Origin of the sequence: Pauljensenia sp. 20925_1_25, from assembly GCF_041433955.1 — a bacterium.
Lineage (GTDB): Bacteria > Actinomycetota > Actinomycetes > Actinomycetales > Actinomycetaceae > Pauljensenia.
Window position 1 is genome coordinate 69,402 of record NZ_JAPWCL010000009.1, and the last position, 23,176, is coordinate 92,577.

At 62.1% G+C, this 23,176-nt stretch carries 14 protein-coding genes and 1 other RNA gene; 2 read left to right on the forward strand and 13 right to left on the reverse strand.

Translation table 11 applies throughout. The features are described 5' to 3' along the window. Positions 1–172 precede the first annotated feature (172 nt). From O3932_RS05655 to O3932_RS05675, 5 genes are all read right to left on the reverse strand, one after another. The gene (locus O3932_RS05655) at positions 173–3,610 is read right to left on the reverse strand and encodes a S8 family serine peptidase (protein WP_371536842.1); all 3,438 of its coding nucleotides are present in this window, start codon (positions 3,608–3,610) and stop codon (positions 173–175) included. A gap of 348 nt (positions 3,611–3,958) precedes the next feature. Further along, complete coding sequence (locus O3932_RS05660) at positions 3,959–6,181, reverse strand: leucine-rich repeat protein (RefSeq protein ID WP_371536845.1); 2,223 nt, start codon at positions 6,179–6,181, stop codon at positions 3,959–3,961. Between the two features lie 587 nt (positions 6,182–6,768). Then, entirely contained in the window at positions 6,769–13,434 is a 6,666-nt protein-coding gene (locus tag O3932_RS05665; RefSeq protein ID WP_371536848.1) for a leucine-rich repeat protein, read from the reverse strand. Positions 13,435–13,788: 354 nt separating this feature from the next. Beyond that, a complete protein-coding gene (locus tag O3932_RS05670; RefSeq protein ID WP_315295622.1) occupies positions 13,789–14,106 on the reverse strand; it encodes a heavy metal-binding domain-containing protein in 318 nt (105 codons plus the stop codon). Positions 14,107–14,220: 114 nt separating this feature from the next. Then, the gene (locus O3932_RS05675) at positions 14,221–14,862 is read right to left on the reverse strand and encodes a GyrI-like domain-containing protein (protein ID WP_371536851.1); all 642 of its coding nucleotides are present in this window, start codon (positions 14,860–14,862) and stop codon (positions 14,221–14,223) included. 145 nt (positions 14,863–15,007) lie between these two features. Here O3932_RS05675 and O3932_RS05680 point away from each other — a divergent pair, with 145 nt between their 5' ends. Beyond that, the gene (locus O3932_RS05680) at positions 15,008–15,793 is read left to right on the forward strand and encodes an alpha/beta fold hydrolase (RefSeq protein ID WP_371536853.1); all 786 of its coding nucleotides are present in this window, start codon (positions 15,008–15,010) and stop codon (positions 15,791–15,793) included. On the opposite strand, the gene O3932_RS05685 is transcribed toward O3932_RS05680, so the two are convergent. The 5 genes from O3932_RS05685 to O3932_RS05705 form a co-directional block, all read right to left on the reverse strand. Then, entirely contained in the window at positions 15,777–16,379 is a 603-nt protein-coding gene (locus tag O3932_RS05685) for a methyltransferase domain-containing protein (protein ID WP_314568934.1), read from the reverse strand. The genes O3932_RS05680 and O3932_RS05685 overlap by 17 nt on opposite strands. Positions 16,380–16,422: 43 nt before the next feature. Then, entirely contained in the window at positions 16,423–17,067 is a 645-nt protein-coding gene (locus O3932_RS05690; RefSeq protein ID WP_371536855.1) for a hypothetical protein, read from the reverse strand. A gap of 212 nt (positions 17,068–17,279) precedes the next feature. Continuing rightward, entirely contained in the window at positions 17,280–17,510 is a 231-nt protein-coding gene (locus O3932_RS05695) for a hypothetical protein (RefSeq protein WP_371536857.1), read from the reverse strand. Positions 17,511–17,743: 233 nt separating this feature from the next. Then, on the reverse strand, positions 17,744–18,103 hold the full coding sequence (locus tag O3932_RS05700; RefSeq protein ID WP_034504450.1) for a hypothetical protein: 360 nt from the start codon (positions 18,101–18,103) through the stop codon (positions 17,744–17,746). 117 nt (positions 18,104–18,220) lie between these two features. Continuing rightward, positions 18,221–19,615, reverse strand: a complete 1,395-nt coding sequence (locus tag O3932_RS05705) for a DUF4041 domain-containing protein (protein WP_371536859.1) — start codon at positions 19,613–19,615, stop codon at positions 18,221–18,223. 1,414 nt (positions 19,616–21,029) lie between these two features. Between O3932_RS05705 and O3932_RS05710 the strand changes: the two genes are divergently transcribed. Further along, the gene (locus O3932_RS05710) at positions 21,030–21,413 is read left to right on the forward strand and encodes a hypothetical protein (protein ID WP_371536861.1); all 384 of its coding nucleotides are present in this window, start codon (positions 21,030–21,032) and stop codon (positions 21,411–21,413) included. A gap of 335 nt (positions 21,414–21,748) precedes the next feature. Here the strand turns inward: O3932_RS05710 and ssrA are convergent. From ssrA to O3932_RS05725, 3 genes are all read right to left on the reverse strand, one after another. Then, positions 21,749–22,126: a transfer-messenger RNA gene (gene ssrA, locus O3932_RS05715) on the reverse strand. Between the two features lie 213 nt (positions 22,127–22,339). Next, positions 22,340–22,870, reverse strand: a complete 531-nt coding sequence (gene smpB / locus O3932_RS05720; protein WP_034504448.1) for an SsrA-binding protein SmpB — start codon at positions 22,868–22,870, stop codon at positions 22,340–22,342. 187 nt (positions 22,871–23,057) lie between these two features. Further along, positions 23,058–23,176: M23 family metallopeptidase (locus tag O3932_RS05725; protein WP_371536868.1), on the reverse strand; the 119-nt coding region annotated here is incomplete at its 5' end.

Consider the following 23,176-nt stretch of genomic DNA (forward strand, 5'->3'; position numbering starts at 1 on the left):
CGAATTCTCAACAGAAAACCTGACACGTTATGCAGGCTCACCGTCACATACGCACAGACAGCTTGTCGCAGCTTCGACCTTCCCGGGCCAATCATTACCCATAAAAGCCCGCACCTCCCGATAATCTGACCGGGAGGTGCGGGCGCGGGGTTCAGTGATTCAGCTCAGGCACCTAGCTGATCAACTGACCGTTATCGGCGAAGTGGTACCAGGTACCCCAAATCTTCAGCCACCCAGTGACCATCGCGCCACTGCCAGGCTGCAGGTAGTACCAGTAGCCACCCTCCTTCAGCCACCCAGTGGCCATCGCACCACTGTCGGGGCTCAGGTAGTACCAGGTGGACCCCACCTGCACCCACCCCGTCGCCATCACACCGCTGGCGGGATCCAGGTAATACCAGTACACACCACTGCGCACCCAACCCGTCGTCTGAGCACCCGACGCCTCGTGGTAATACCAGGCACCCTGATCCTTCACCCACCCGGTGCGCATGTACCCGGACGCATCAAAACGATACGTGGAACCATCAATCACCAGGGCCGTGCTCGACGGGTAAGAACCATCCTCGTAGCGATACCACCACCCACGAGCCCCACGTACCCACTTCCCGCTCTTCGGGGTAGGAGCAGGCGCACTGACGTGAATGGTCGCACTGGCCATCACAGAAGGCTGGGTCGGGTCAGCAACCGTAATAGTCGCATCCCCCGCACCCACCGCACTCACGACACCATCCGCGCTCACCGTCGCTACGGCCTCGTCCGACGACGACCACACCACAGACGTCACCGTCGCATCCGCAGGCTCATGCGAGGCGGACAGCGTCACGCTCTCCCCCACCGCCAGCGACGCCAACTCAGGCGACACCGACAGGGAGGTCATCGCGACAGGCTTGATGGCCGCGGTCGTCGTCCCCTCGTTCTTGGCCCAGTCCCACGCGTAGAGGTAGATGGTTGCGGGATCGACGCCGAGCTGGCTCCGGACATCGACAATCTTCACGTGATAGTGCTCGTGGAAGAGGCCATCGTCTGCGCGCTGACCCAGATACTCTTCTTCCTTCCACAGGGTGAGCGCGCCGTCCGGGGTGGCCTTGAAGCCGAAGCCGGCAATCGGCGAGGCGTCGGTCACGTCAAAGGACAGTGTCGCAGCATCCCCCTCGCCCGTGATTGCAACGTTCGAGATGACGGGCGAGGCCGTGTCCACCGCGAAGCTGTAGCTGGTCTGCTGAGTCGTTGACGACGGCCCGTAGGTGGCGGCCTCAATCGTCACCGTGTAGCGCCCGTCGGGCAGCTCGTTACCGTCCGCGTCGTAGCCGTCGAAACCCGGAGCGCATCCGGGCGACATGAACTCGACATTGTGCATGCCGCGCCAGTGGTCGTCGTAGAACGCCTTGTCCGCGCGATCACACGTGTAGGTGCTCACGGTCGCCCCGGCCTCGTTCGTGACTGTGTAGGTCAGCGACGGGACGGCGCGCAGGAGGATGGTCCCCGTAGCAGCACGAGTACGCGCGCCAGCCTTCGTGGAACGCGTGATGACGAAGCCCTCGGGGTTGAAGTCGTGCAGCGCCCTCTCGTCTTCGATCTCGAAGGGGTTGAACTGCCCGAACGGCAGGGTGCTACTCATGAGTGTTGTGCCGAAGCCGACCTTGTGGTTGTTCGGGCTCTGCTGATCGAAGACGCTCGCCGCTCCCCACGAGCCGTAGAAGCCCAGGTAGGGAACCGTCAGGTTGGGCTGTCCGTCCGTGCTCGCGAAGGTCACGGCACCGTCGATGAAGGTTCCGTTGGGCGTGTTGCTCGTCGCGTACGAGGCAAACTCGCCCTTCGGGGTCACCGTGACGGTCACGGTGACGCTCGACTTCGCGGGCACGGTCACAGAGTCGGAGGAGAAGGTCAGGTCGATCCCCTTCCCCGCCCAGTTGGTGGAGTGCTGGCTAAACAGTATGCCCGAGAGGCTCTCGGAGAGGGCCTGTCCGCCGAGCGTGTACGTGTGGGCAGCGTCGGACACATTGGTCAGCTGTACCTGGAAGCTCCACCCGTCGGTTCCGTCGCCCAGATCAGCCTTGGGACGCGAGGAGTCCGCGGCTCCAACCACGCTCGGGTACACCGGCGAGGTCGTGGCCCCCACCGCGTCCACCAAGCCCGCGCCGACGCGGCGCGGCGAATAGAAAGTCCCGTCGGCCTGTGTCGCGTCCGGGATCGGGCGCGCAGTGCCCATCAGGAAGTTGGTGACCACCGCGTTCTTCTCCGCCGCGCTCATCCCCGCGAAGGCCGGATCGGTCGCCACGCGCTGACGCACGAGGGCGGCGATACCCGCAACCTGAGCCGAGGCCTCGGCCGTGCCGGACATGCGACCGTAGTAGTTCCCGGGGCTGGCCGACATGACGGCCCCGCCGGGGGCGGCAATCTCGGGCTTGAGGCGCAGGTCGTAGGTCGCGCCCGTGCCGGAGAAGTCGGAGACGCTGATCGGCTGCGACCCCTGCTCCGCCACGGTCTGTTCATCGACCGAGGCCACCGCCAGGGTCGAAGGGTAGAACGCGGGGAAGCCGAGCAGCCCCGTATCCGGGTCACTGGCGTAGCTGTTGTTCTCGTTATTTCCGGCCGGCGCGTTCACGACGATGCCCTGATCGCTGAGGGTCTGATACACCTGCGAGTAGAGCGCGACCGAGTCAGTGCTCATCCCCTCGAGCGTCGCGAAGGACACGGTGAGCGCGTCAGGCTTCAGTACTGCCGCGTCGTCGAGGGCGGCCAGCAAGGCGCTGTCGTTCGCGGTGTACGTGTTTCCCCTGGTGGCCTTCGCGACAATGAGCTGTGCGCCGGGGGCTGCACCCGTCAAGGCAGTGTCGTTGGCGGTCGCGAGAGCCGCGACGTGCGTGCCCTGTTCGGATGCCCATCCGCCCTCACTACCCGGTATCACATTCGCGTCACCGTCGCCATAATCGTAGGCGAAGGGGATCTTGTCGCTGACCCATGCGCCGTTCTTGCCAGCACCGAGGTCTGTCATCAGGGCCGTCATGTCCGTCTGCGTGAGGCGCAGCGAGGCGGCGTCCATCACGCCCGCGAAGGCCTCGTGCGAGGTGTCAACCCCCGTGTCGATGACCTCGACGACTTGCCCCTGGCCTCTCTGGGAGGCTGCCGCAGCACCGGTCATACGCGAGGCCGCGCCCAGATCTGACGAATCAGCAGGTTTTCCGTACCCGCCCTGGATGCTCCAAAAGTCGGGGTCAGTGACCGGATCGTGGTACCCCTCAACAAAGGCACCCGCCACGCCCTGCGTCGCTTTGATGGCCGAGAGCGCGGAGTCCGGCGCCTTGATCGCGAGGCCCTCGAAAGCGTGCGTGTAGTCTCGCACGACCTCCATGGTCGCGCCTGGCGAGGCCTGGGCGACGGCGTCACCAATACGTTTCTTGGCATCGGCGAGCCTGGCAGCAGGGTCGCCGCTCCCCTCCTCAAGGTGGACGATGATCGTGAATGGTGAGGTGGCATCGGCCAGGGTCGGTGACGAGGCATCGGCGCGGTCCGCGTCGGCCGCGAACGAGGGCAGCATCGTCGTTGTAGTGACAACGAGGGCACCGGAGGCGACGAGCGCCAGTGCCGACAATCGACGGTGAATCATCTGTGGCTCACTTCGTTAACAAATGGACAGGGGATGCAACGTGCAGCACGCCCTACCGTCAAGAGTAGACGATGCAGGTGCTTACCGCGACATGCTTATTGCGAATTTTTTCCATGATCTGTCAAAGCCATATTCGCATGTTCTGGTGACAGAGCACGTTCATGACCATCATTTCTCTGTCACACACGAGGAGGACTCTGACCACGAAATAACTTGTATGCGTACATCGACCGTCGTTTGACATTGACGTTGACACTCATGCTGAGCATCACGGGCTGCCGAAAGACCCGGGTCCGCTCCCCGGAATCTTCCGGGGAGCGGACCCGGGTCAATTCGTCGACTCGTCGATCAGCCGATCCACTGGCCGCCATTCGAGAAGTGGTACCACGTACCCGAGATCTGGAGCCACCCGGTCGCCATCGCGCCACTGGAGGGATCCAGGTAGTACCAGGAGCCGCCATCTTTGAGCCAGCCGGTCGCCATATCACCGGCAGCATTCAGGTAGTACCAGGCCGAACCCACCTGCGTCCAGCCCGTCACCATCGCGCCACTGGAGGGATCCAGGTAGTACCAGGAGCCGCCGACGAGAGTCCAGCCGCTCGCCTGAGCACCCGATCCAGTGTGGTAGTACCAAGAGCCGCCATCCTTCACCCAGCCCGTGCGCATGTATCCGGACGCATCGAATCGGTAGACCGTGCCACCAATCGTCACCGCCTGATCCTTCGGGTAGGAGCCGTCCGCGTTGCTGTACCACCAGCCGCGAGAGTCCTGCTTCCACTCACCGGCCTGCGGCTGGGGCTGGGGAGCCGGGGAGGATCCGACACTCAGCATCGTCGAGTGGAGCGCGTACGAGGCATCGCGCACGTCGACGCGCAGGCTCACATCCGCGCTGGCCGGCGTCCACGCGTACGAGGCCACACCAGACGTGACAGCACTCCAGTCCTGCAGGACGGTTTCAGCGTTCCCCGGTCCAACCTGAACGAAGCGCACCTCGCGCACATTCTGGGTGCCGCCGGTAGCGGTGGCGGTCACCGTCGTCGACGTACCAAGGCTCGCGGTCAGCGCATACCCAGCCCCTGCCTCGGCGATGCCAGGACCCGACAGAGCGAGCGTGGGCACGGAGTACGCCTTCAGATTCGCCGTCGCGTATCCGGCCTTCTCCATCGCAGCCTTCACCGTCTTCCAAGCCTGCGATCCCTCCTTCCCGACAACGTAAATGGTGGTGTTCGCCTTGACGTCGGAGGCGGCGTCTTCGTCGAGTTCGAGCGACGTGAGGCTCGCGGGCAGGACAACGACGCGCGGCGTCTCACCCCAGAAGGAGAACGTCGTCATGCCCTCACCGAAGAACGCGCTCTCCGGGCGACCGTTCGAGGCCTGGCCCTCGGAGTAAAACTCGCCGTTCACACCGCCGCGCACGACGATGTGACGGACGTTCCGGACGCCGCGCGTGACGATGCTCAGCTTCCTGACCCGATCCCCCAACTCAAGCGTATCCACGCCGGTATTCGACACGCCCGCAACCGAGGTGACGGACGCAGGAACAACCAAGCTGGTCAGATTCGTGCAGCCGCCGAATGCGTCCTCGCCGATTTCCTCGAGCCTTCCCAGGTCGGGGCGCAGGTTCACCTCGGTCAACGCGAGATCGTTCAGGAACGCGTCGTCCGAGACGGTGGTCGTACCACCCAGGTCCACTCGGGCAAGATTCGACGCGTACGAGAAGGCCCAGGAACCGATTGTCTCGAACGAATCCGGCAGGGTCAGCGAGGTGAGCCGAGAGCTTTCAAAGGCGTACTCGCCGATTCTGCGCAGTGAGGAAGGCAGCGTCACGGAAGTGACCGAGGCATCCGCGAACGCGTAGTCATCGATGTCGGTGGTTCCATCAAGGACCGCGTAGGAGCCCCCCTTATTCTTCGCCTGCGGATAGGCGATCAGGTGCGAATGATCCTTCGTATACAAGACGCCGTCGACGCTCGCATAGTTGCGGTTGTTGGCGTCGACCTCAATGGAGGCGAGCGCTTTTGCGCCCGGGAAGGCGGCCGCCAGCTGACCTGCAGCGACCTTGGCTCCGAGGCGGACCGAGGTGAGCCTACTCATCCCTGCGAAGGCATTGTCACCAATCGTCACGACGGAGCCGGGCAGTGTTATGGTCGCCAGGCTCGTTGACTGGAACGCGCGATCCCCAATCGTGGCGAGCTGGGACGGATGCGCCTTGTCGTCCTGGAAGGTAATCTCCCTCAAGTCCTGACTCACGAACGCATCATCGCCGATGACGCGCACGCTCGCCGGGACCCACAGCTTCGTCAACTGCGCGTTCGCGAACGCCTCAGTGCTGATCTCGGTGACCCCATCGGGGATCGTGACCTCCGTGGAGCTTCCCGTGTAGGCGGTGAGAACGCCGTTCTTATCGATCTCGAAGTTCCCGGATGGATTGGGCTGCGCGGCCGGTGACACGACGCTGACACTCGTTGTTGTCCCGGCGTCGACAGCGAAGGCCGCAGGAACGCCGACCGTCGTAAAAGAAACCGCCCCAGCCAGCGCTAACGCGAGCACTGATACTTTTCGATGAGACATGTATGTGTCCCCCTGTGTTGACAATTCGGTAAAACGAGGGTTCGGTCCACGCGACACGAACGCTTGTCACACACTACTCCCCACAGGGATGTCACCCACTCTTTGCAACAACCATTCTCACGATACGTCAATCCCTCAATCACACGCACCACCCGGAGTACCATGCGCCCTCATCGACAAGCCACCTGTCCCGCGCTTGTCACCCCGCACCAGCTACCCCTGTACACACGCTAACGCACGGACTCTGACCGGTCTCATTAGCATCTGACCGTCCGCGCCTGACGGAGTAGCTCACCGTACGGCACAGCACATACGCCGAGGGGCCGACCTTTCGGTCGGCCCCTCGGCGTATCCCATCAACACAGTGCGAGTTCTCCCAAATGACTCCTCAAACGTAGCTCGTCGGCATATCCCGGACCCGTGTGGCCCGTGCCGTATTCCCTTGTGATGACACCTACTGTAGGTGCCGAGTCTGTGGAGACAGCCAGAGCATCCTGTGAAAACGCTGGAATTTCAGCGGTGTGCGCCCCTGGGTGGTGTCCCAGGGGCGCACACTCGGGCGCTCACACCCACATCAATCACTCAGATCAGCTCCACTGGCCCAAATCAGAAAAGAAATACCACGTCCCCCCAATCCACACCCAACCAGTCACCATCACACCCGAATCCTTCAAAAAATACCAAGAATCACCAACCCGCAACCAACCAGTCACCATCGCACCATCGGCCGGGTTCAGGTAGTACCACGACCCACGAACCATCATCCAACCCGTGGCCATCGCGCCACTGTCGGGGTTGAGGAAGAACCACGATCCGCCAACCCTGACCCAACCGGTTGTCATAACACCTTCGGCACTCATGTAGAACCACGATGAGCCAAGGCGCAGCCAGCCGGTGGCCATTGCTCCGGTGATCTCATCGAGGTAGAACCACGACATACCTTGCCTCACCCAGCCCACAGCCTGGGCACCCGATGCCTGGTGGTAAAACCACGATCCCTGATCCTTGACCCAGCCAGTGCGCATGTAACCGAACTCGTCAAAGCGATAGACGGACCCGCCAATCACAAGCGTGGCGTCCTTCGGAAAGGACCCATCGGCCCGGCGATACCACCAACCACGCGCGTCACTCATCCACTCACCCTCCGCGGGAGCCGGATCCGGGTTGGGAGCCGGATCCGGATTCGGAGCGGGACCCGGGTTGGGAGCGGGGTCCGGGTTGGGAGCCGGATCCGGATTCGGAGCGGGGTCCGGGTTGGGAGCCGGATCCGGATTCGGAGCGGGGTCCGGGTTGGGTGCCGGATCCGGATTCGGAGCGAGTGCACCCGGCATCGCCAGGCGCACCACGGACGTCAGGTACGAGGCGTCACGCACCTCGACGCGCAGCGCCACATCATCGGCCGACGGGGTCCAGGGGAAGGTCGCGGACACACCCCCAGCGCGGTCCACTCCGGCGCTCATGTCAGTCCAGTCGCGCACCAGCGTCTCGGTGCCATCGGCACCGACCTGGAGCGCGCGCACCTGCTGAGTACCCGCGATACCACCCGTCACCGAGACGGTGACGTCCACCGGAGAGCCAGCCGCGCCCGTAAGCGTGTACCCAGCCCCGGCCTCGGCGATGCCCGTGCCGGACAGCGTCACGGACGGCGCGGTGTAGGCGTGCAGCTGCGACACGTCGATGCCCGCAGCCTCCATGGCCGCCTTCGCGATGTTCCACGCAGCCGAGCCTTCGGCACCGGCGACGTACACCTGCGTGTCCGCCTTCTTCTCGTCGCTCAGGTCCTGCTCGAGATCCAGGCGGGTGAGCGTGGACGGCAGGACGAGGACTCGCGGCACGTCCACGCCGAAGGACACGGAGGTCATGCCCTCGCCGAAGAACGCGCTTTCGCGACGTCCGTTCGTCGGGCGGCCATCGTAGACGAAGGAACCGTCCTCACCACCGCGCACGACGATGCGACGAGGCATCGGCACCCAGCTGCCCTCCATGCGGATCGAGCGCACCTTGGTACCGTACTCAACCATCTCCAGGGAGTTGCCCACGACGCCCGTCGAGGTCTGGACCGAATTCGGGATAACCAGCTCGGTCAGAGCCGCGCAGCCGGCGAAGGCCTCGTCGCCGATGGTCGTCACGCCTTCGGGCAGGACGACGCGCGTCACCGTCTTGCTGTTGGCGAACGCCGACGCACCGATCTCAACCGTGCCCGCGAGCACCGCGTAGTCGGTGATCGCGTTAGCCGCCGGGGAGAGCATCAGGTGCAGGCCGTCTGCCCCCTTGCGGTAGAGGACATTCTGATCGGCCGACAACACCTGATTGCCAGCGCCGACGGTCAGGGTCGCGATGTTGCGGTCGTTGTACAAAGCGGTCTCGCCGAAAGAGGTCACGCCCGCGCCCAGGTGGAACTGGGTGATACCCGTGCTGTCGGAGAATGCCTGCTCACCGACCGTGGTCACCGAATCCGGCAGGGTCACGGCCTTCATGCCCGTGCGGCTGAACCCGAAGTCTCCGATAGTCGTCAGCTTGTTCAGGTCGGAACGGAAATTGACGCCGTTCTTGGCTCCCACTCCCTCGAAGGCGCTTCCCTTAATCGTGACAGTGCCGCCCAGGTCGATGGTGTCGAGGCTGGCCGCGAGGCAGAAGGCGCACGTGCCCACCGTGTCGAAGCCCTCCGGCAGGGTCAGTGCGGTGAGGGCGGAGAGGCGGAAGGCCTCATCGCCGATGGTGCGCAACGACGTCGGCAGAGTGACGGTCACGATACCCGCCTCGGCGAAGGCCTTGTTGGCGATCTCGGTCGTGCCCTCCGGGACCGTGTAGGAGCCGCCGGAGTTCTTCGCCGCCGGGTACATGATCAGACGCGCGTGGTCCTTAGAGAACAGGACGCCGTCCACGGACTCGTAGTTGGGGTTCGCACTATCGACCTCGACCGAGGTCAGGGCGGACGTCTCAGCGTAGCCCGAGGTGATCGACTCGGCGGAGACCTTCGCGCCGAAGGACAGCGAGGTCAGAGCCTTGTTGTAGTCGATGAACTCGGCACCAATCGTCGTGACGGAACGAGGCAGGGCCAGGGTTTCCAGCGACACGTGCGCGAAGGCTCTCTCGCCGATCGACGTCAGCTGCGAGGGCGCAGCCGCGTCGTCTTGGAAGGTAATTGTCTTCAGCGAGGAGTAGATGAACGCCTCGTTGCCGATGGTACGCACGGCGGCGGGGATCGTCACGTTCTCCACGGAGGAGTTCGCGAAGGCTCGCTCACCGATGTCGGTGACGCCCTCGGGGAGGACAACGTCGGTCGCACTGCCCTTGTAGGCGGTCAGCACGCCGTTCTCGTCGATCTCGAAGTCGTCGGCGTCGGCGGAGCGCACGGTCACGGGGATCTGCGCGGACTTGGTCGCGCCGCCCGAGGTCACGGATGCGCTCAGCGTGCCCGTGCCGACGTGGTCGCCGCCCGTCAGCGTCGCGCTCGTCGTATCGGTGCCAGCCACAACGGTCGCCAGACCGGCGGGTTCAACACTCCAGGTCACCGCGGCACCCGCCAGGGAGGGAGCCAGGTACGCCTTCACCGAGGCCTCCTCGCCCGCCTTCACGGACAGGGAGGTCTGCTCGATCTCAATGCCGGTGTCCTCGGAGATCGTGCGCACGTGGATGGTGGCCGAGGCCGACAGAGTCGGTTGGGCAGCGTCGGTCACGGTGATCGTCGCGTCACCCGCGCCCACCGCGCTGACCTCGCCGGTGTCGCTGACGGTGGCCACGGCCTCGTCCGAGGAGGACCACACCAGGTCGGTGACGTTCGCGTTCGTCGGCTCGTACGCGGCGCTCAGCGTGACCTTCTCACCCGCTACGACCGTGGTCTCGGCGGGCGAGAGCGTCAGGGACGTCATCGGGATGGTCTGGAAGCGCAGCTGCTGGCGGGTCTGGTTCTTACCCCAGTCCCACGCGTACAGGTAGGAGGTCGCCGGATCAGAGGAATCCGCGCGGTCGACCAGATCCTTCCAGGCGATCTCGTAGTGCTTGGAGTAGGTACCGTCGGGCTGATGGTTCGCGCCCACGGCTTCCTTCTCGTCGTAGTAGTGACGAGACGTGGGCGACTCGGAGAACGCGATACCGGCCAGCGGTGAGTTATCGGAGACGTCGAAGGACACGACGCGACCGTTCCCCTCGCCGGTCACCGCAACGTTCGAGATCGTGGGGGCCTGGGTGTCCAGCGTGAACTCCCACGTCAGCTGCTGCGTCGTGGAAGAGGGCGCGACGGAGGATCCTTCGATGGTCAGCGTGTAGCGGCCGTCGGGTAGCTCATTGCCATCTTTGTCAAAGCCGTCGAAAACCGGGTTGTTTCCCTCCTGGCTTTCAACGGGCAGGATCGCGCCCGAGGAGTAGTTGAACAAGGACTTCTTCGCGCGCTCGAAGGCGTAGGAGCGCACGGTTTCCCCCGCCTCGTTCGTGTACGTGTAGGTCAGCTTCGGCGTGTTGCGCAGCAGGCACGTACGCGGGAGCATCTTGCTCGGCGCTTCCTGCGCGGTCGAGCGCGACATGATGAAGTACGCGGGGTCGACGGCGCGCACGGCGGTGGAGTCTTGGCCGTCCAGCGGGTTGAGTGCGCCCAGGGGCACGTCCGTCGCCGGGTTCATGAGGGTCGAGGAGCAGGCGTGCGCGGTGCTCGTCGTTCCGTCGTACCACTTGCCGTCGAAGATATTCGGGGCTCCCCAGGAGCCGTAGAAGCCCATGTAGGGCACCGTGAGGTCCGGCTGCCCGTCGGTGCTCGTGAAGGTGACGGCACCGTCGATGAATGTGCCCTTGGGGGCGTTGGCGTTCGCGTACGAGGCGAAGGCCGCCTGAGGGGTCACCGTGACGGTTACGCTCGCGCTGGACTGAGCCGGGACAGTCACCGAGTCAGCCGAAAAAGTCAGGTCGATGCCTGCTCCCGTCCAGTTCTTCGAATGCTGCGTGAAAAGCTCGCCCTCCACGATCTCGGACAGGGCTTGGCCGCCGAGTGTGTAGGTGTGAGCGTCATCGGAGACGTTAGTCAGCTGCACCTGGAAGGTCCATCCGTTCGTGCCCTCCCCTAGGTCGGCCTTGGGACGCGACGGATTCGCGGCCCCCACCACGGTCGGGTACACGGACGAGGTCGTGGCCGCCAGCGCGTCCACCTGGCCCGCGCCGACGCGACGCGGGGAGTAGTAGGTGCCGTCTCCCTGCTCGAGGTCGAGCAGCGGGTGGGCGGTTCCCATGAGGAAGTTGGAGACGAGGGAGGTCTTCTCGGAGGCGGAGAGCTTCTTGAAGGCCGGGTCCTCGTTCATGCGCTGGCGCACGAGCGTCGTGATGCCCGCGACCTGCGGGGTCGCCATCGACGTGCCGGACATCGAACGGTACTCGCCCCCCAGGACCGCGGACATGATGTTACCGCCGGGCGCGGCAAGCTCAGGCTTAAGGGTCAGGTCCGGGGTGACGCCCCACGACGTGAAGTCAGAGATCGTGGGGTTCGAGGAGGCAAGTGTGAGGCCCGCGTGGGGGTTCGTGATGGAGATGGAGTGGGAATCGGCGGCGTTGATGGCCCCGATCAGCGCGTCCTTCTCCTTCTTCGTGATGGTCACGGTCGGCATCGTGTGCGTGGACTCGATGGTCGCCACGTAGGGCGTGTCGGCATCCTGGGAATCGCCGAGGATGAGGGCGGCCGGCTTCGAGCTCAGCTTCGTGAGGCCACTGACCTTGGCCTCGTGCGTCATGTCCGCGCCGGTCACGCTGTCCGAGCCGCCGCGGTCCTCCAGGACGATGGTCGTCGAGAGATCGCCGGGGTGTTCGGCCACCATCTTCTCCAGGGCTGCCGCATCCCCGATGCCGCCGTAGATGACGGTGTAGGTGCCTTCCTCGATGTCGAGCAGGCTGGGCACGAAGGCGTCCTTGAGGCCGCGCGACTTGCGGTAGACGATCTGTTTGTCGCCGTAGGTCAGGTAGGGCAGGGCATCCTGGTTATTGACCGAGGCAATCGATAGGGTCGAGCCGTAGGACGCGGGTTCCGAGACCGTGCCCGCGTCGGGGTCGGTCGCGTACGGCAGCCCCTTGCCGGAGTAGTTGGAGTAGGCGCTCGAGTACGAGTTACCGGCGGCCGCGTTGACGCTCACCCCGGCCTCGGCGAGGTTCTTGTAGACCTCCGCGTACACGGTCCCGGCCTCGCTGCCCCAGCCCGCGTCGTCACCGAGGGACAGGTTGATCGAGTCGGGCTTGATGATGGCCGCGTCGTCGAGGGCGGCCAGTACGGTGCTGTCCGGGATCGAGCCGTCCTTGTCGGCGGCGACCTTAGCGACGATGATCTGGGCGTTGGGCGCGGTGCCCTGCAGGTCGGGCGCATTGGCAGCGGCGATCGCAGCAACATGCGTGCCGTGGGAGAGATCCTTGGTGGAGGTTGGCAGCACGTTCGCGTCGTTGTCGGCGTAATCGAAGACGAAGGGAATCTTCTTGTTCAGGTAGGCACCCTGCTTGCCATGGCTGAGCGTGCCGACCAGGGACTCGACGTCCTTGTGCGACAGGCGCACGGGCACGTCATCCATGGGGCCGGAGAATGCCGGGTGCGTGGATTCGATGCCCGTGTCGATGACCTCAATAACCTGCTTGTCACCCTTCTGTGAGGTCTGGTTCGCACGGGTCATCTCCAGGGAGGAGCCGTTCTTCAGGTCGGGGTTCACGGCATCGACACCGCTCACTCCCGTGTCGCCCTCGACGACCAGCGGCTTGAGGTGGCGCTCGATGAAGGCCGCCTTGACGCCCTGCGTGGCCTTGATGGTCTCCAGTGACGAGGCCGGGGCCTGGATCGCGAAACCGTCGAAAGCCTTCGTGTAGTCGAGCACGTCCGTGACGTCCGAACCGGGCACGGATGACTCGACGGCTGTCTCGATGCGGTCCTTGACCGTCTCATGCTTCGTTGAGGTCGACAGTCCGAAGATGCGGTTATACCAGGGAATACCGACGTTGCCGTCCTCCAGTTGGACGATGATCGTCGTCGGGGTGTCGTCCGCGGGTTCCGGGGTGGCGCTCGCATTCTCATCCCCGGCCTCGTCCGTGGTGTCGGAGGGCGCGAGGGCACCCGATTGTGCGCCGTTCGACGAGGCCTGGGTGTCCTCGGGCGTGGGAGTACCACTATTCGGGGTGACGGTGGATTGCGCTTGGTTTTCGTCATCGGCTGCAAAGGCCGTCGGCATGCTGACGGTGGTCGCGGCGAGAGCGCCGGTAACGACCAGCGCCAGTGCCGTGATTGATCGATGGGACATCAGTGGCTCACTTGGTTGACAACTGGGCATAGGGCGCACGCATCGTGACAGCACACCCAGCATCAAGGGTAGGGCCGCGAGCAGCTTCGACCTATACCTGTCCAACTTTCTTCTCACCATGTGTGAAGAGCTTTACCCCATCAGATCCGTAGGGTACACTATTATAATTTAGCATCGCCTTAGTTACAATGCTTCTGCGCTCTTTCACCTGCTCACCCGCTCGTTCTTCTTCCCCGACGAGCAACAGCGCGAGAACGCAGAGACGGCAACCCGCCGGGAGGCCTCGAGCATCGTCACCCGTGACCAACCCGGCGGGTTCACGTGTCAGGATAGAACCGCGCCTGCGGCTCCTCCTCAGAGAATAACGGCCGTCCCCGTCGCAATCGCAGCAAGCATGCCGTTGTCAGACCCGGCGGTGAAGTAGTCGACCTTCACGCCGACAACCGCGTTCGCTCCCATCGACTGCGCGCGTGCACACATCTCGTTGACGGCGGTCGCCGACGCGTTGCCGATTTCTTCCTCATACTGAGAAGCGCGGCCGCCGAACATGTTGGACAGGCTGGCACCGAAGTCCTTGAACACGTTGACGCCGGCGAAGGTCTCGCCCGACACCATGCCGATGTACCGCTTAATCGGCGCACCCTCGACGGTCGGAGTCGTCACCACAAGCATCATATTCTCCTTTGGTTAGGTTGCGATCAGACCAACATTACCCGCGTCGCCGGGCGAGCGCCACCATGTCCACCCGCGCAGGATCCTCGCGCCGCGTCGTCGGTTCCCCGTCCCTCAGCTATCCGCAAGCGGCTTGATGGGGTGGCGGATAACCGTCTTGAGTTTCTCCGAGGCAACCTTGCGCGCGTCCGACAGGTAGATCTCGTGATGGCGGCGCTCGTGCGTCAGGTCAAGCACATAGCCTTGCTCGCGCGCGTAGGTATCCATGGCCTCGACCGTGGCGGGTTCGTCGTCATAGCTGCCGACGTGCAGGCACTGGACACACAGGCCTTCGTCGATCATGAGGTATTCGGCCCTCGAGCAGTCGATCTTCTTTTTCTTTGTCGCCTCGCGGACCGCCCAGTCGAAGTCCTCGCGCGTGACGAAGTCGGGCAGGCGAATGACGGCCACCCACTGGAAGGCCTCCTTGTGGGCGTAGTCGGCACCCTCGACGCCTTCCTGCCACCAGAACCCCTCGAGCGGGGGAACGACGAAGTCGATGTAGCCGTCGATTTGGTGGGGGCCCTTCTTACTCATCTTGAGCGTGTAGGAGATGGCGTAGAGAACCGAGATTGCCCGCTGGTAGGCACCATCCTCCTCATTGGGGTCACCACTGCCGCGCACGGCCACGAACGTCATGGGTGGAACCTCAACGACGCTCGGCCCCTTCTTTGGGGCGTACAGTTCCTTGTATTCCTTCTTGTAGTCAAACGCCACGCCGACTCCTTCGCTCGGGTCACATGATACCGCGAGGTAGTGCGCCGATTCCCCTGCCCGTGGCCTCCGACCGGTGGTAGCATCCCCTCGTCAGCTCACACCACGGGTGCGAGGGAGCGCCCAACAACCGCCACGGAGCGACGCCATGAAGATGCACGTCTACGGGAACTATGGGGACGACTCCCCCACCGTTCTCCTTATTCACCCAATGCTGTCGTCGGCCTCGCGTATGAAGGCCGCGGTCGCCGACCACATGGGCTCGGGGCTGCGTTTCCTCATACCGGACCTGTCCGCCCACGGGGACGAGGCCTCGGCCCCCTACATGTCGGCGGCGGCCGAGGCAGCGGCGATCCACTCCTGCCTAGTGGACCACGGGATCCGCCGTCTGGCTCTGGGATTCGGGGCATCGCTCGGCGGGGTCGTGTTCTTCGAGCTACTGCGCTTCCCCGACCTGTCGTTCGACCGCCTCTTCATCGAAGGCGTGAGCTTCTACTCAGGAGGGCCGATCTCGAGGGCGGGCGGCGCAATCCTGAGCCGCATCATGGTCGCGAAGCACCGCAAGGCCATGCGCGATCCCGAGGCAGGAGTTCGCAAGCTCGCGCGGCTCTTCGGCGAAGAGGTCGCCCGCCCCATGGCTGAGAGCCTTGCCATAATGAGTGAGGAGAGCATTCGGGCGATCGTGCGCGACTGCTCGCGGGTCACCCTGCCGCACCTCTCCCCCGACGTTCAGCGCCGCTGCACGTTCGCGTATGGGGAGAAAGACTCGGACCTGCGACTGGCACGGCGCACGGTTCCGCGCCTCTACCCCGGCGCAGAGCTGGTCGTGTGGCCGGGGCGGGGCCACTGTGAGCGCATGAGCCGCGACTCGCGCGCCTACGGGCAGATGCTACGGGACTTCGCCCTGGGCTCGGCACCTACTGATCGTTCGTGAAGGAGGCGATCATGCAGGGAATTCGACCTCGCACGACGCGGTAGGTGACGCCCGTGCAGCCCATGCGCTCAAAAAACGCCCGGTAGGATGCCGGATCAAAGCGCTCCTGGAAGTGCACGCCGAATCGGGAGATCAGCCTCAGGAACATCGTGTGCACGCGCTTCTTGGGAATCACGTAGGTAGGAACAATGATCGTGCCGCCCGGGCGCACGACCCGCTTGAGTTCCTTGAGCGCGTCGCCCGGTTCAGGCAGCAAGTGGATGACGTTGCCCGCCACGACGGCATCGAACGAGTCGTCCGCGTAGTGCAAGTCGGTAATATCCGCCTGCTCGACGACGACGTGCGGGAACCGTGCGAGCTTCTTGCGTGCCTGCTTGAGCATCCCCTCCGAATAGTCGGTCGCGACCACACAGGCGCATGTGGGGGCGATGGCTGCGGCGATCGCGCCCGTGCCGCACGCACATTCGAGCACGGTGTCGCCGGGGCGGATCAACCGGGCAACGGCTGCCCCCGTCGCTGCGTACACTGCCCGATTCGCCGTGTTGACGACGACGTCATAGAGAGGGGCGACCCGATCCCAGATCATCTTGTTCCTCCACTATCGAACAAAGTGACAGGTCAACGAAAACCTAATGATACCCGAGTTCCAGAAATGCTCGAGGTGACTGCAAGGCATCTGCCAGAAGCCCCGCCCGAGCAAGACCCACCACTTTGGCCACAGTCCTTGCCTGACAGTTGATCGCCCGCTCCGGATTATGCTCAATATCGGTGAATGCATCGAACATCATTACCTGCTCAACGAGCTTGTCATGACGACAGAGTGCAGAGGCGTACAACCAGTCGTAGAAATAAGTCTTCGGATCTAACGGGAATTGATCTGTCAAATACTTGAACCCAACAAGCTCTCCACTTTCCCTCAATCGCCGATCTGTTTTTGCCGCACGACTCGAGGCATTGAACAGATCAACAAACGGTCCCCCATGCAGAAATACTTTTGAAGCCTGGAAAGCACATTCAACACTGTAACTTCCACGTCCTGGATACTCAATCATCAAATTGAAGGCGCTTAACTGAACTCCAATGTCCCTTTCGCTCTTGGACGACACCTCCAGAACGCGCGACGAAGGAAACCTAGCCACATACGACGCATGCAAACTTGCAACCGAACGCTGCTTCTGCTGAATAGAAGATCCGAGAAAGTACTCAAAATCCAGAGATACTTCCGAAACATACGGTTTATCAGAGTCAGGCACAAAGACAGGCCTACGAGCCATGACGAGCCCCTTTCTCGCTCAACACAGTATTCCGATCAAGGAAAGCACAAACACTCAAACTCTCCAGAATCTTCACTTCCACTGACCGCAAATACTTTCACAAGTATTCAGTCTGCGCAACCTTGCGCGCTCATGTTACGAATTTATGCCTCACAAACAAGTCGCTTCACTCCTCTGTGAACCCATTCTGGCATCAGACTCTCTTTTTGTTCTCACGCGCGTTCGCGTGAGGTCGGCGCACCGAGTCCGAGGTGCGCGCGGACCGGAACGATGGCGGCGCCAATCGCGCCGGTGCAGCACGCACATTCAAGGACGCAGTCGTCGCGTGCGACCGCCTCACCCGTACCGTCGTAGTCGGCTCGGTTAAACGCGTTGCCGAAGAAGTCGTAGAGTGGGGCGACCCGGTCCCAGAACATACCCAGCACCTCCGTGTGCTTGTGCATTGCGCGAGCCTTGAGCCGTAGCAATACCGGGAATGCTACCGCGCGTGGAGGCGGCACCGGGGCGAAACGGGGTTCTGCCCACGGGGACAGATCCGCGAGGACACACGCGGACAGGTGACGCGGATACGGATAGGTTATTCGCATGCGGATAGGCTACTAACCTATCCACGTGTCCATAACCTATCCGCGATTTCGCTTCCTATCCGCGTCATCAATCCCGAGGCCGGGCGCGCTTACTGGGAACAGCACGAGTGAACCAGCACGCCGAGGCCGTGGGCCGCGAAGCCGAGCAGACTGTAGGCCACCCCGTAGATGAGGGCGCTCGCGTTGAAGAACAGGAACATCGGTGCCAGGAAGCAGACGAATGGCGCGACCAACCACAGGAGGCTGAAGCCCTCCTTCACGCCGTCCCAGGTGGCGACGCACATCGCCAGGATCGGCAGGACCACCAGCAGGATCAGGAACGCGATGCTCTTCACGGCCTCATTCGAATCCGAGACTCGCGCGAAGCTGAACCAGAGTGCTGACACCAGCAGATAAACGCCAAAGAGCGCGACGATACGAATCCAGGTTGTTTTTGTCACCCACCTCATGGATCGATGATACATCAGTTATTCCAGAACAAACTGACTTGACACTTAGCTACCATGAGCCGGAGTGGACGCCAGTGGGACCCACGCAGCGGCGTCTAGGTTCTAGCGGGAGCCACCTCAGCATTCGGCAGATGCACGCGCTTCTTCGAGGCTGAGTCGATACTGCTCCGCCTCTGGTTCTTCGGTGAATTCGAGGAGGTTTCCGGCGATGTCCTTGAGGGCTTCTCGAACCTCTGCGGGGGTAGCGTAGAAGAATTCGCGCCGCACGTTGATGCGGTTGACGCGTTTGTCTGCGAAGCGGTGGTGCAGCTCAGTTTCGACGCTTACGGCATCGTCGGAGAAGAACAGGGCGTGGACATCGAAGTTGAATGGCACGGACGCATCTCCGAGTTCGCGGACACGATCCATGGGGTCGAGGCGGCGTGTCATGCCGATCTTGACCATACGTTCGCCGAAGGACCCGATGTTCGAGATGACGTAGACATATCCGGCGCGGCTGTTGGCCTCCCGTTTGACGACGTCATTGATGCCTTCTTCGATCTCGGCGAGCTGCTGGCGCAGCTTCTCCGCTTCGGTATTGTTGCCCGCTTCCTCAACGGCTTTCAGGACATTGAGGTAGTGCTGGCGTTCTTTTTCGAGACGTTCGCGTTCGGCCCGGAGTTCCTTCTCAGCGCGCGCCTGTTCACGTAGTCGCGCGCGCTCTTCACGCTCGGCTTCTTTCTCAGCTTTCTTAGCGTTCTGGTACTGGAGCGTGAGCTCGAGTTCCTTGATGCGCAGCCGGTGGTAGTGGAAGTTGATCTGGAGGTTGATAAGTGCACCAAGTTTAACTATCTGATCCCGGGCTCTTTCAAGTCGGTTACGGGCAACATTCCCATTACCCGCCTTAACGGTGAGAACACAGTTCTCCGCCTCGGCGTTGTAGGCGCGGAGCATCATTTTCGCCATATCGCGCACGAACTTGCGACCCTTCGTCTTGGAGTTGTTGAAAGTGAAGGTTTCACTCGCATCGACTGCGGCACCTGTACGGATCATTTCTTTGATCGTGGCTCGAACCTCGTCAAGCTGTTCTTTCAGCGCGACTGACGAGGCGGCGGGACTTTCGTAGTCGGTCCACCCGACATCGAGCATCTTGATGCCCTCGTCGTAGCGGATCCCGAGGGCGCGCAGCTCCTCCTTCTGCTCCACTGTCTTTGCTGTGACACGCGCGAGTTTCGCCTCGTTCCTTTCGACTTCCTTGTTGATATCGCGAAGGCGTTTCTCCGCGGCTGCCTGCTCCTGAGCGAGTTGCGTGGCGTACTGCGCGTGCTGCTGACGGAGAGACGCGATAGCGGCTTCCTGCTCTTGGCGCGTCTGCTCGACAAGGGCACGCATCCTCGTAATCTCGCCGCCACCTGCCCGCTCAATGAGGCCCGACAGCTCGGCGATGGTGCGTTGCGCGTCGTTGTACTGCTGTTCCCCAATCGCGAGTCTCTGCTGTAGTTCTGCGATTTGTTTGCCTCCGAAGATGGGCATGGCTTCTTTGCCTCCTCATACGTTGTATGACGTGATGCACCGTACCAGTGACGGTTTTCTGGGACAAGCATACCCATGAGCATGAGCATCGCCTCGTCGACAAGGCAAACGAAACTGGGGCTCGATTTTCTGGTTAAAGGACATGTCGTGTTGCCGGGGTTCGTGCTTCGTGTGCCTTGGTGTAGCTTTCTTGCCATCTGGGGCCTGCGTGATTACCCTTCGTGAGGGCGCGTCAGATTGCTCGGCTGGGTCACGTCGCCACAGTGCAGATCCACCGCGCACAATCCGACGAAATTGGGCCATTTTCGGTCATTGGGTCTGCACTATGGCAGCATCCAGGCGCGACGAGCGGTACTTGTGCATAGGCAGGCATAAGGGACTCTTCGCATTTAAGGGTGTAGGAGGTGTCGGAGTGGGCCGGAGTGGGCCGGAGTGCAGGTGGTGGCGTGGGCGGCGTGCCCATCCCGCCGCCAGTAGGGCCCAGGTGCGCATGGAGGGGTGTGGCGGTGAGTGGTTCGGTGTGCCAGTTCCGCGTTTGTTCTTGTTTGTTGGGGCGCTGCACCCGATCCGTAGGCAATGCACCTCTTCTGTTCGGGTGCACCGCCACGTAACGGGTGCACCGCCACGTAACGGGTGCAGTGCCCCCGTGCTTGTGGCGGTTGTGGCGGCTGTCGGGGTTGCGGGGGTCTTCTGTGCTTGAGTTGTCTTCCGCTTGGGTTGTCTTCTGCTTGGGTCTTTGTGGCGCCTCATGTTGTGGTTCCTCAGAAATGTCGCACGCAATTCCCCGACATGTATTTCAAACGTTGAAATCGCACCGTTGGAATTGCAACGTTTTGGGGTGCTGCACAAAGTTCGGGTATCCGAATTGCGTGCGAGTTTTGGTTGATGAGGCTCCCGAGGCGAGCTCCTGTGTTCGGTCGTCGTCCCACGACACTGTCCACAATCCCCGGGACGCTTCGAACACCACCCCCACACCCCAAAATGCGAAGAGCCGCATAAGGTCGAGATGCGCGCAGTCCAACACCATGGCGCGCTCGCAGATACCCCTCTCGCCATGCGCTTCAACCTCCCTTGATGCGCACGCGAACCCGCTAACTGGAGCCTGGGCCTCCTTATCCGCACGTGGGCCTGCTATTCCGAGCCTGGGCAACCCCGCCCACGTAAGGGATAGACGGCCCACGTGCGGAACAGGCGGCCCACGTGCCGGACGCGTTGGTGTCGCGCGTGGCAAACCCGCAACGAATCATAGGACAGCAGCGCCAGCCTAATCCCACCACGCGCGCACACCACCACACAGACCCTTGCTACACACATCCTAGAGAACAGCCAATAGCACAGATGCGACGACTGCCAACCCAAGGAATTAACAATATTTTCCTTGCACTGAACGGGGTCAGACACTAAAATCTAGTTTATGAGTAACCTAGGACCCTATCAGGAGTTCACCACACAAGCTAAGGCAGCTGGCGGGGTGGGCGCATTACTGGACACAATCAAACGCGACGCCGTTTCAGAAGCCGCTCCTAAGTATGAACGAAGGGGCGTCATTGTTGGTGCCATAATCACGGCTACTGCTTTTGGGATAGCAAAGCTTCTCCGTAGCAAGCAGCACGAGCGTGAACAGAACAGCAGAAACGCGAAGAAAGCTGAGAAGGCTCTCCACGCACTCACTGATTTTTCCTCACGATCAACAAACTGTGGGGAAGGAAGCAAGCCAGAGCAGATCGATACCCCAGAATCAACAGATTCCCCAAGCCAGGCTAACGACAAAGGAGTTAATGATGCCAACAGGTCCTAGCCACTATGTTATCCGCCGCGAAAATGGCCCCAGTTCACAGTGGGATGAGCCATGCCGCTGCATGATCGGTTCAGATCACGACCCCGACGGTTACACCATTTCACAGATGGACTTTGAGCGCTGGGATAGGGAGGAAGGCCGCTACCGCGCAAACCCTGATTGTCCAGTCTGCGGAGGCGATGGAGCATGTGCACTGTGCGAAGGTGACGATTAATTCTCAATTTGAATGCACAAAGCACCCTCATGCTCGGACCAGCTTTCAGCAGTTCATGAGCTACTACTGTCAACCGATAGATAAAATCCCCGGGCTTCCAGCGGAAGCCCGGGGATGGGATGTGTGGAGATGGGGGGAATCGAACCCCCGTCCAGCAGCCGGCCCCGAATTCTTCTCCGAGCGCAGTCTACGATTTTATTTCTCAGCCCCCAGCATTGCGCAGACTCACCGCTGGATAGGCTCAGTTAGTTAAGTGTCGGAGCCGCCCCACTAACATGGGCGACTCCCAGTGGCTCCCTAGACGACGCCAGACACCGGGCCGGAAGCAACTCCCGGGCTGACGGACTAAAGGTTCAGGCTGCGATATCAGGCAGCGAGAACGTAGTCGGTGCGATTCTGTTCGGCACCTATTGGTTTGCACGCATCGTTTACGAGTTGAGCGTACATTCTCGGCTCGCTTCACTTCGATCGACGACCACTGTCGAAACCGATCATCCCCTATTGAGTTCTTCAACTCACCGGCAAACAGACTGCCGGGTTGGCTCTTCAACGAAATCCTAAGACTCATCGAAGAACCGCTTCCAACCGTTCGACCAGACATCCAAGAATAACCCCGCTTACGCGAAGTTTCAACAGCTAGCGCAATGCCAGCAAACGCAAGGTTTCAGCAGAAAGCGCACCACGCACGAAGCTGGCACCCGCTACCTGTACGCTACTTGTAGTTCGGTCGCTTCGTGTAGGCGCGCATCGCGCGTTCAGCTTCACGCTTATCCTGCGCCTCGCGCAAAGACTGGCGCTTGTCCCATTCCTGCTTGCCTTTGGCCAGCGCGATCTCAACTTTGGCGCGACCGCCGATGAAGTAGAGCTCCAGTGGGACGATCGTGTAGCCCTTGGCCTGCACCTTCTGGCCGATCCGCTCAATTTCTGAGGCGTGCAGTAGCAGCTTTCGCTTCCGCGTTGGCGCATGATTGTTCCAGGAGCCCTGCGCGTACATCGGAATGTTCGCGCCGTACAGCCATGCTTCGCCGTCTTTGACCTCAATCCACGAGTCGATCAGCGACGCGCGCCCCATCCGCAGAGCTTTCACTTCGGTACCCGACAGGACAAGACCGGCTTCCCACGTATCTTCGATCAGATAGTCGTGGCGCGCCTTCTTGTTCCGCGCGATCGTCTTCTTCGCGTCCAATGCAGCTTTGCGCTTCTCACCTTCGGTCAGCTTCGGCTTCTTCCAGTCTTTCGGTATCGTTCACCTCCTTTCTTTGATTGACGAGGCCGCGCCCCGCCACTCAAGGCGTTAATTCTAACGCGTCCGAGGGCAGGGGTCTTGCTCAAGCCTCGTAAAATGCCAGTATCAATGGAAGGCGGGGACAAGCTGAGCTTGTCCCCGCCTTCCGACTCAGCCAATCATCAGATCAGCGAGCCACATTGGCTTACAAGTACCCCATCGGGTCAACGTTCACGCCGTTCTGCAGAACACCGAAGTGCAGGTGGCAACCGGTGACATAGCCGGTCATGCCGACCTCGCCAAGCACTGTTCCGGCACTAACCG

Coding starts and splice junctions, on each gene's coding strand:
- O3932_RS05680 (WP_371536853.1), top strand. CDS start 15,008: ATGAAGATGCACGTCTACGGGAACTATGGGGACGACTCCCCCACCGTT.
- O3932_RS05655 (WP_371536842.1), bottom strand. CDS start 3,610: ATGATTCACCGTCGATTGTCGGCACTGGCGCTCGTCGCCTCCGGTGCC.
- O3932_RS05695 (WP_371536857.1), bottom strand. CDS start 17,510: ATGCACAAGCACACGGAGGTGCTGGGTATGTTCTGGGACCGGGTCGCC.
- O3932_RS05700 (WP_034504450.1), bottom strand. CDS start 18,103: ATGAGGTGGGTGACAAAAACAACCTGGATTCGTATCGTCGCGCTCTTT.
- O3932_RS05710 (WP_371536861.1), top strand. CDS start 21,030: ATGAGTAACCTAGGACCCTATCAGGAGTTCACCACACAAGCTAAGGCA.
- O3932_RS05665 (WP_371536848.1), bottom strand. CDS start 13,434: ATGTCCCATCGATCAATCACGGCACTGGCGCTGGTCGTTACCGGCGCT.
- O3932_RS05705 (WP_371536859.1), bottom strand. CDS start 19,615: ATGCCCATCTTCGGAGGCAAACAAATCGCAGAACTACAGCAGAGACTC.
- O3932_RS05660 (WP_371536845.1), bottom strand. CDS start 6,181: ATGTCTCATCGAAAAGTATCAGTGCTCGCGTTAGCGCTGGCTGGGGCG.
- O3932_RS05685 (WP_314568934.1), bottom strand. CDS start 16,379: ATGATCTGGGATCGGGTCGCCCCTCTCTATGACGTCGTCGTCAACACG.
- O3932_RS05670 (WP_315295622.1), bottom strand. CDS start 14,106: ATGCTTGTGGTGACGACTCCGACCGTCGAGGGTGCGCCGATTAAGCGG.
- O3932_RS05690 (WP_371536855.1), bottom strand. CDS start 17,067: ATGGCTCGTAGGCCTGTCTTTGTGCCTGACTCTGATAAACCGTATGTT.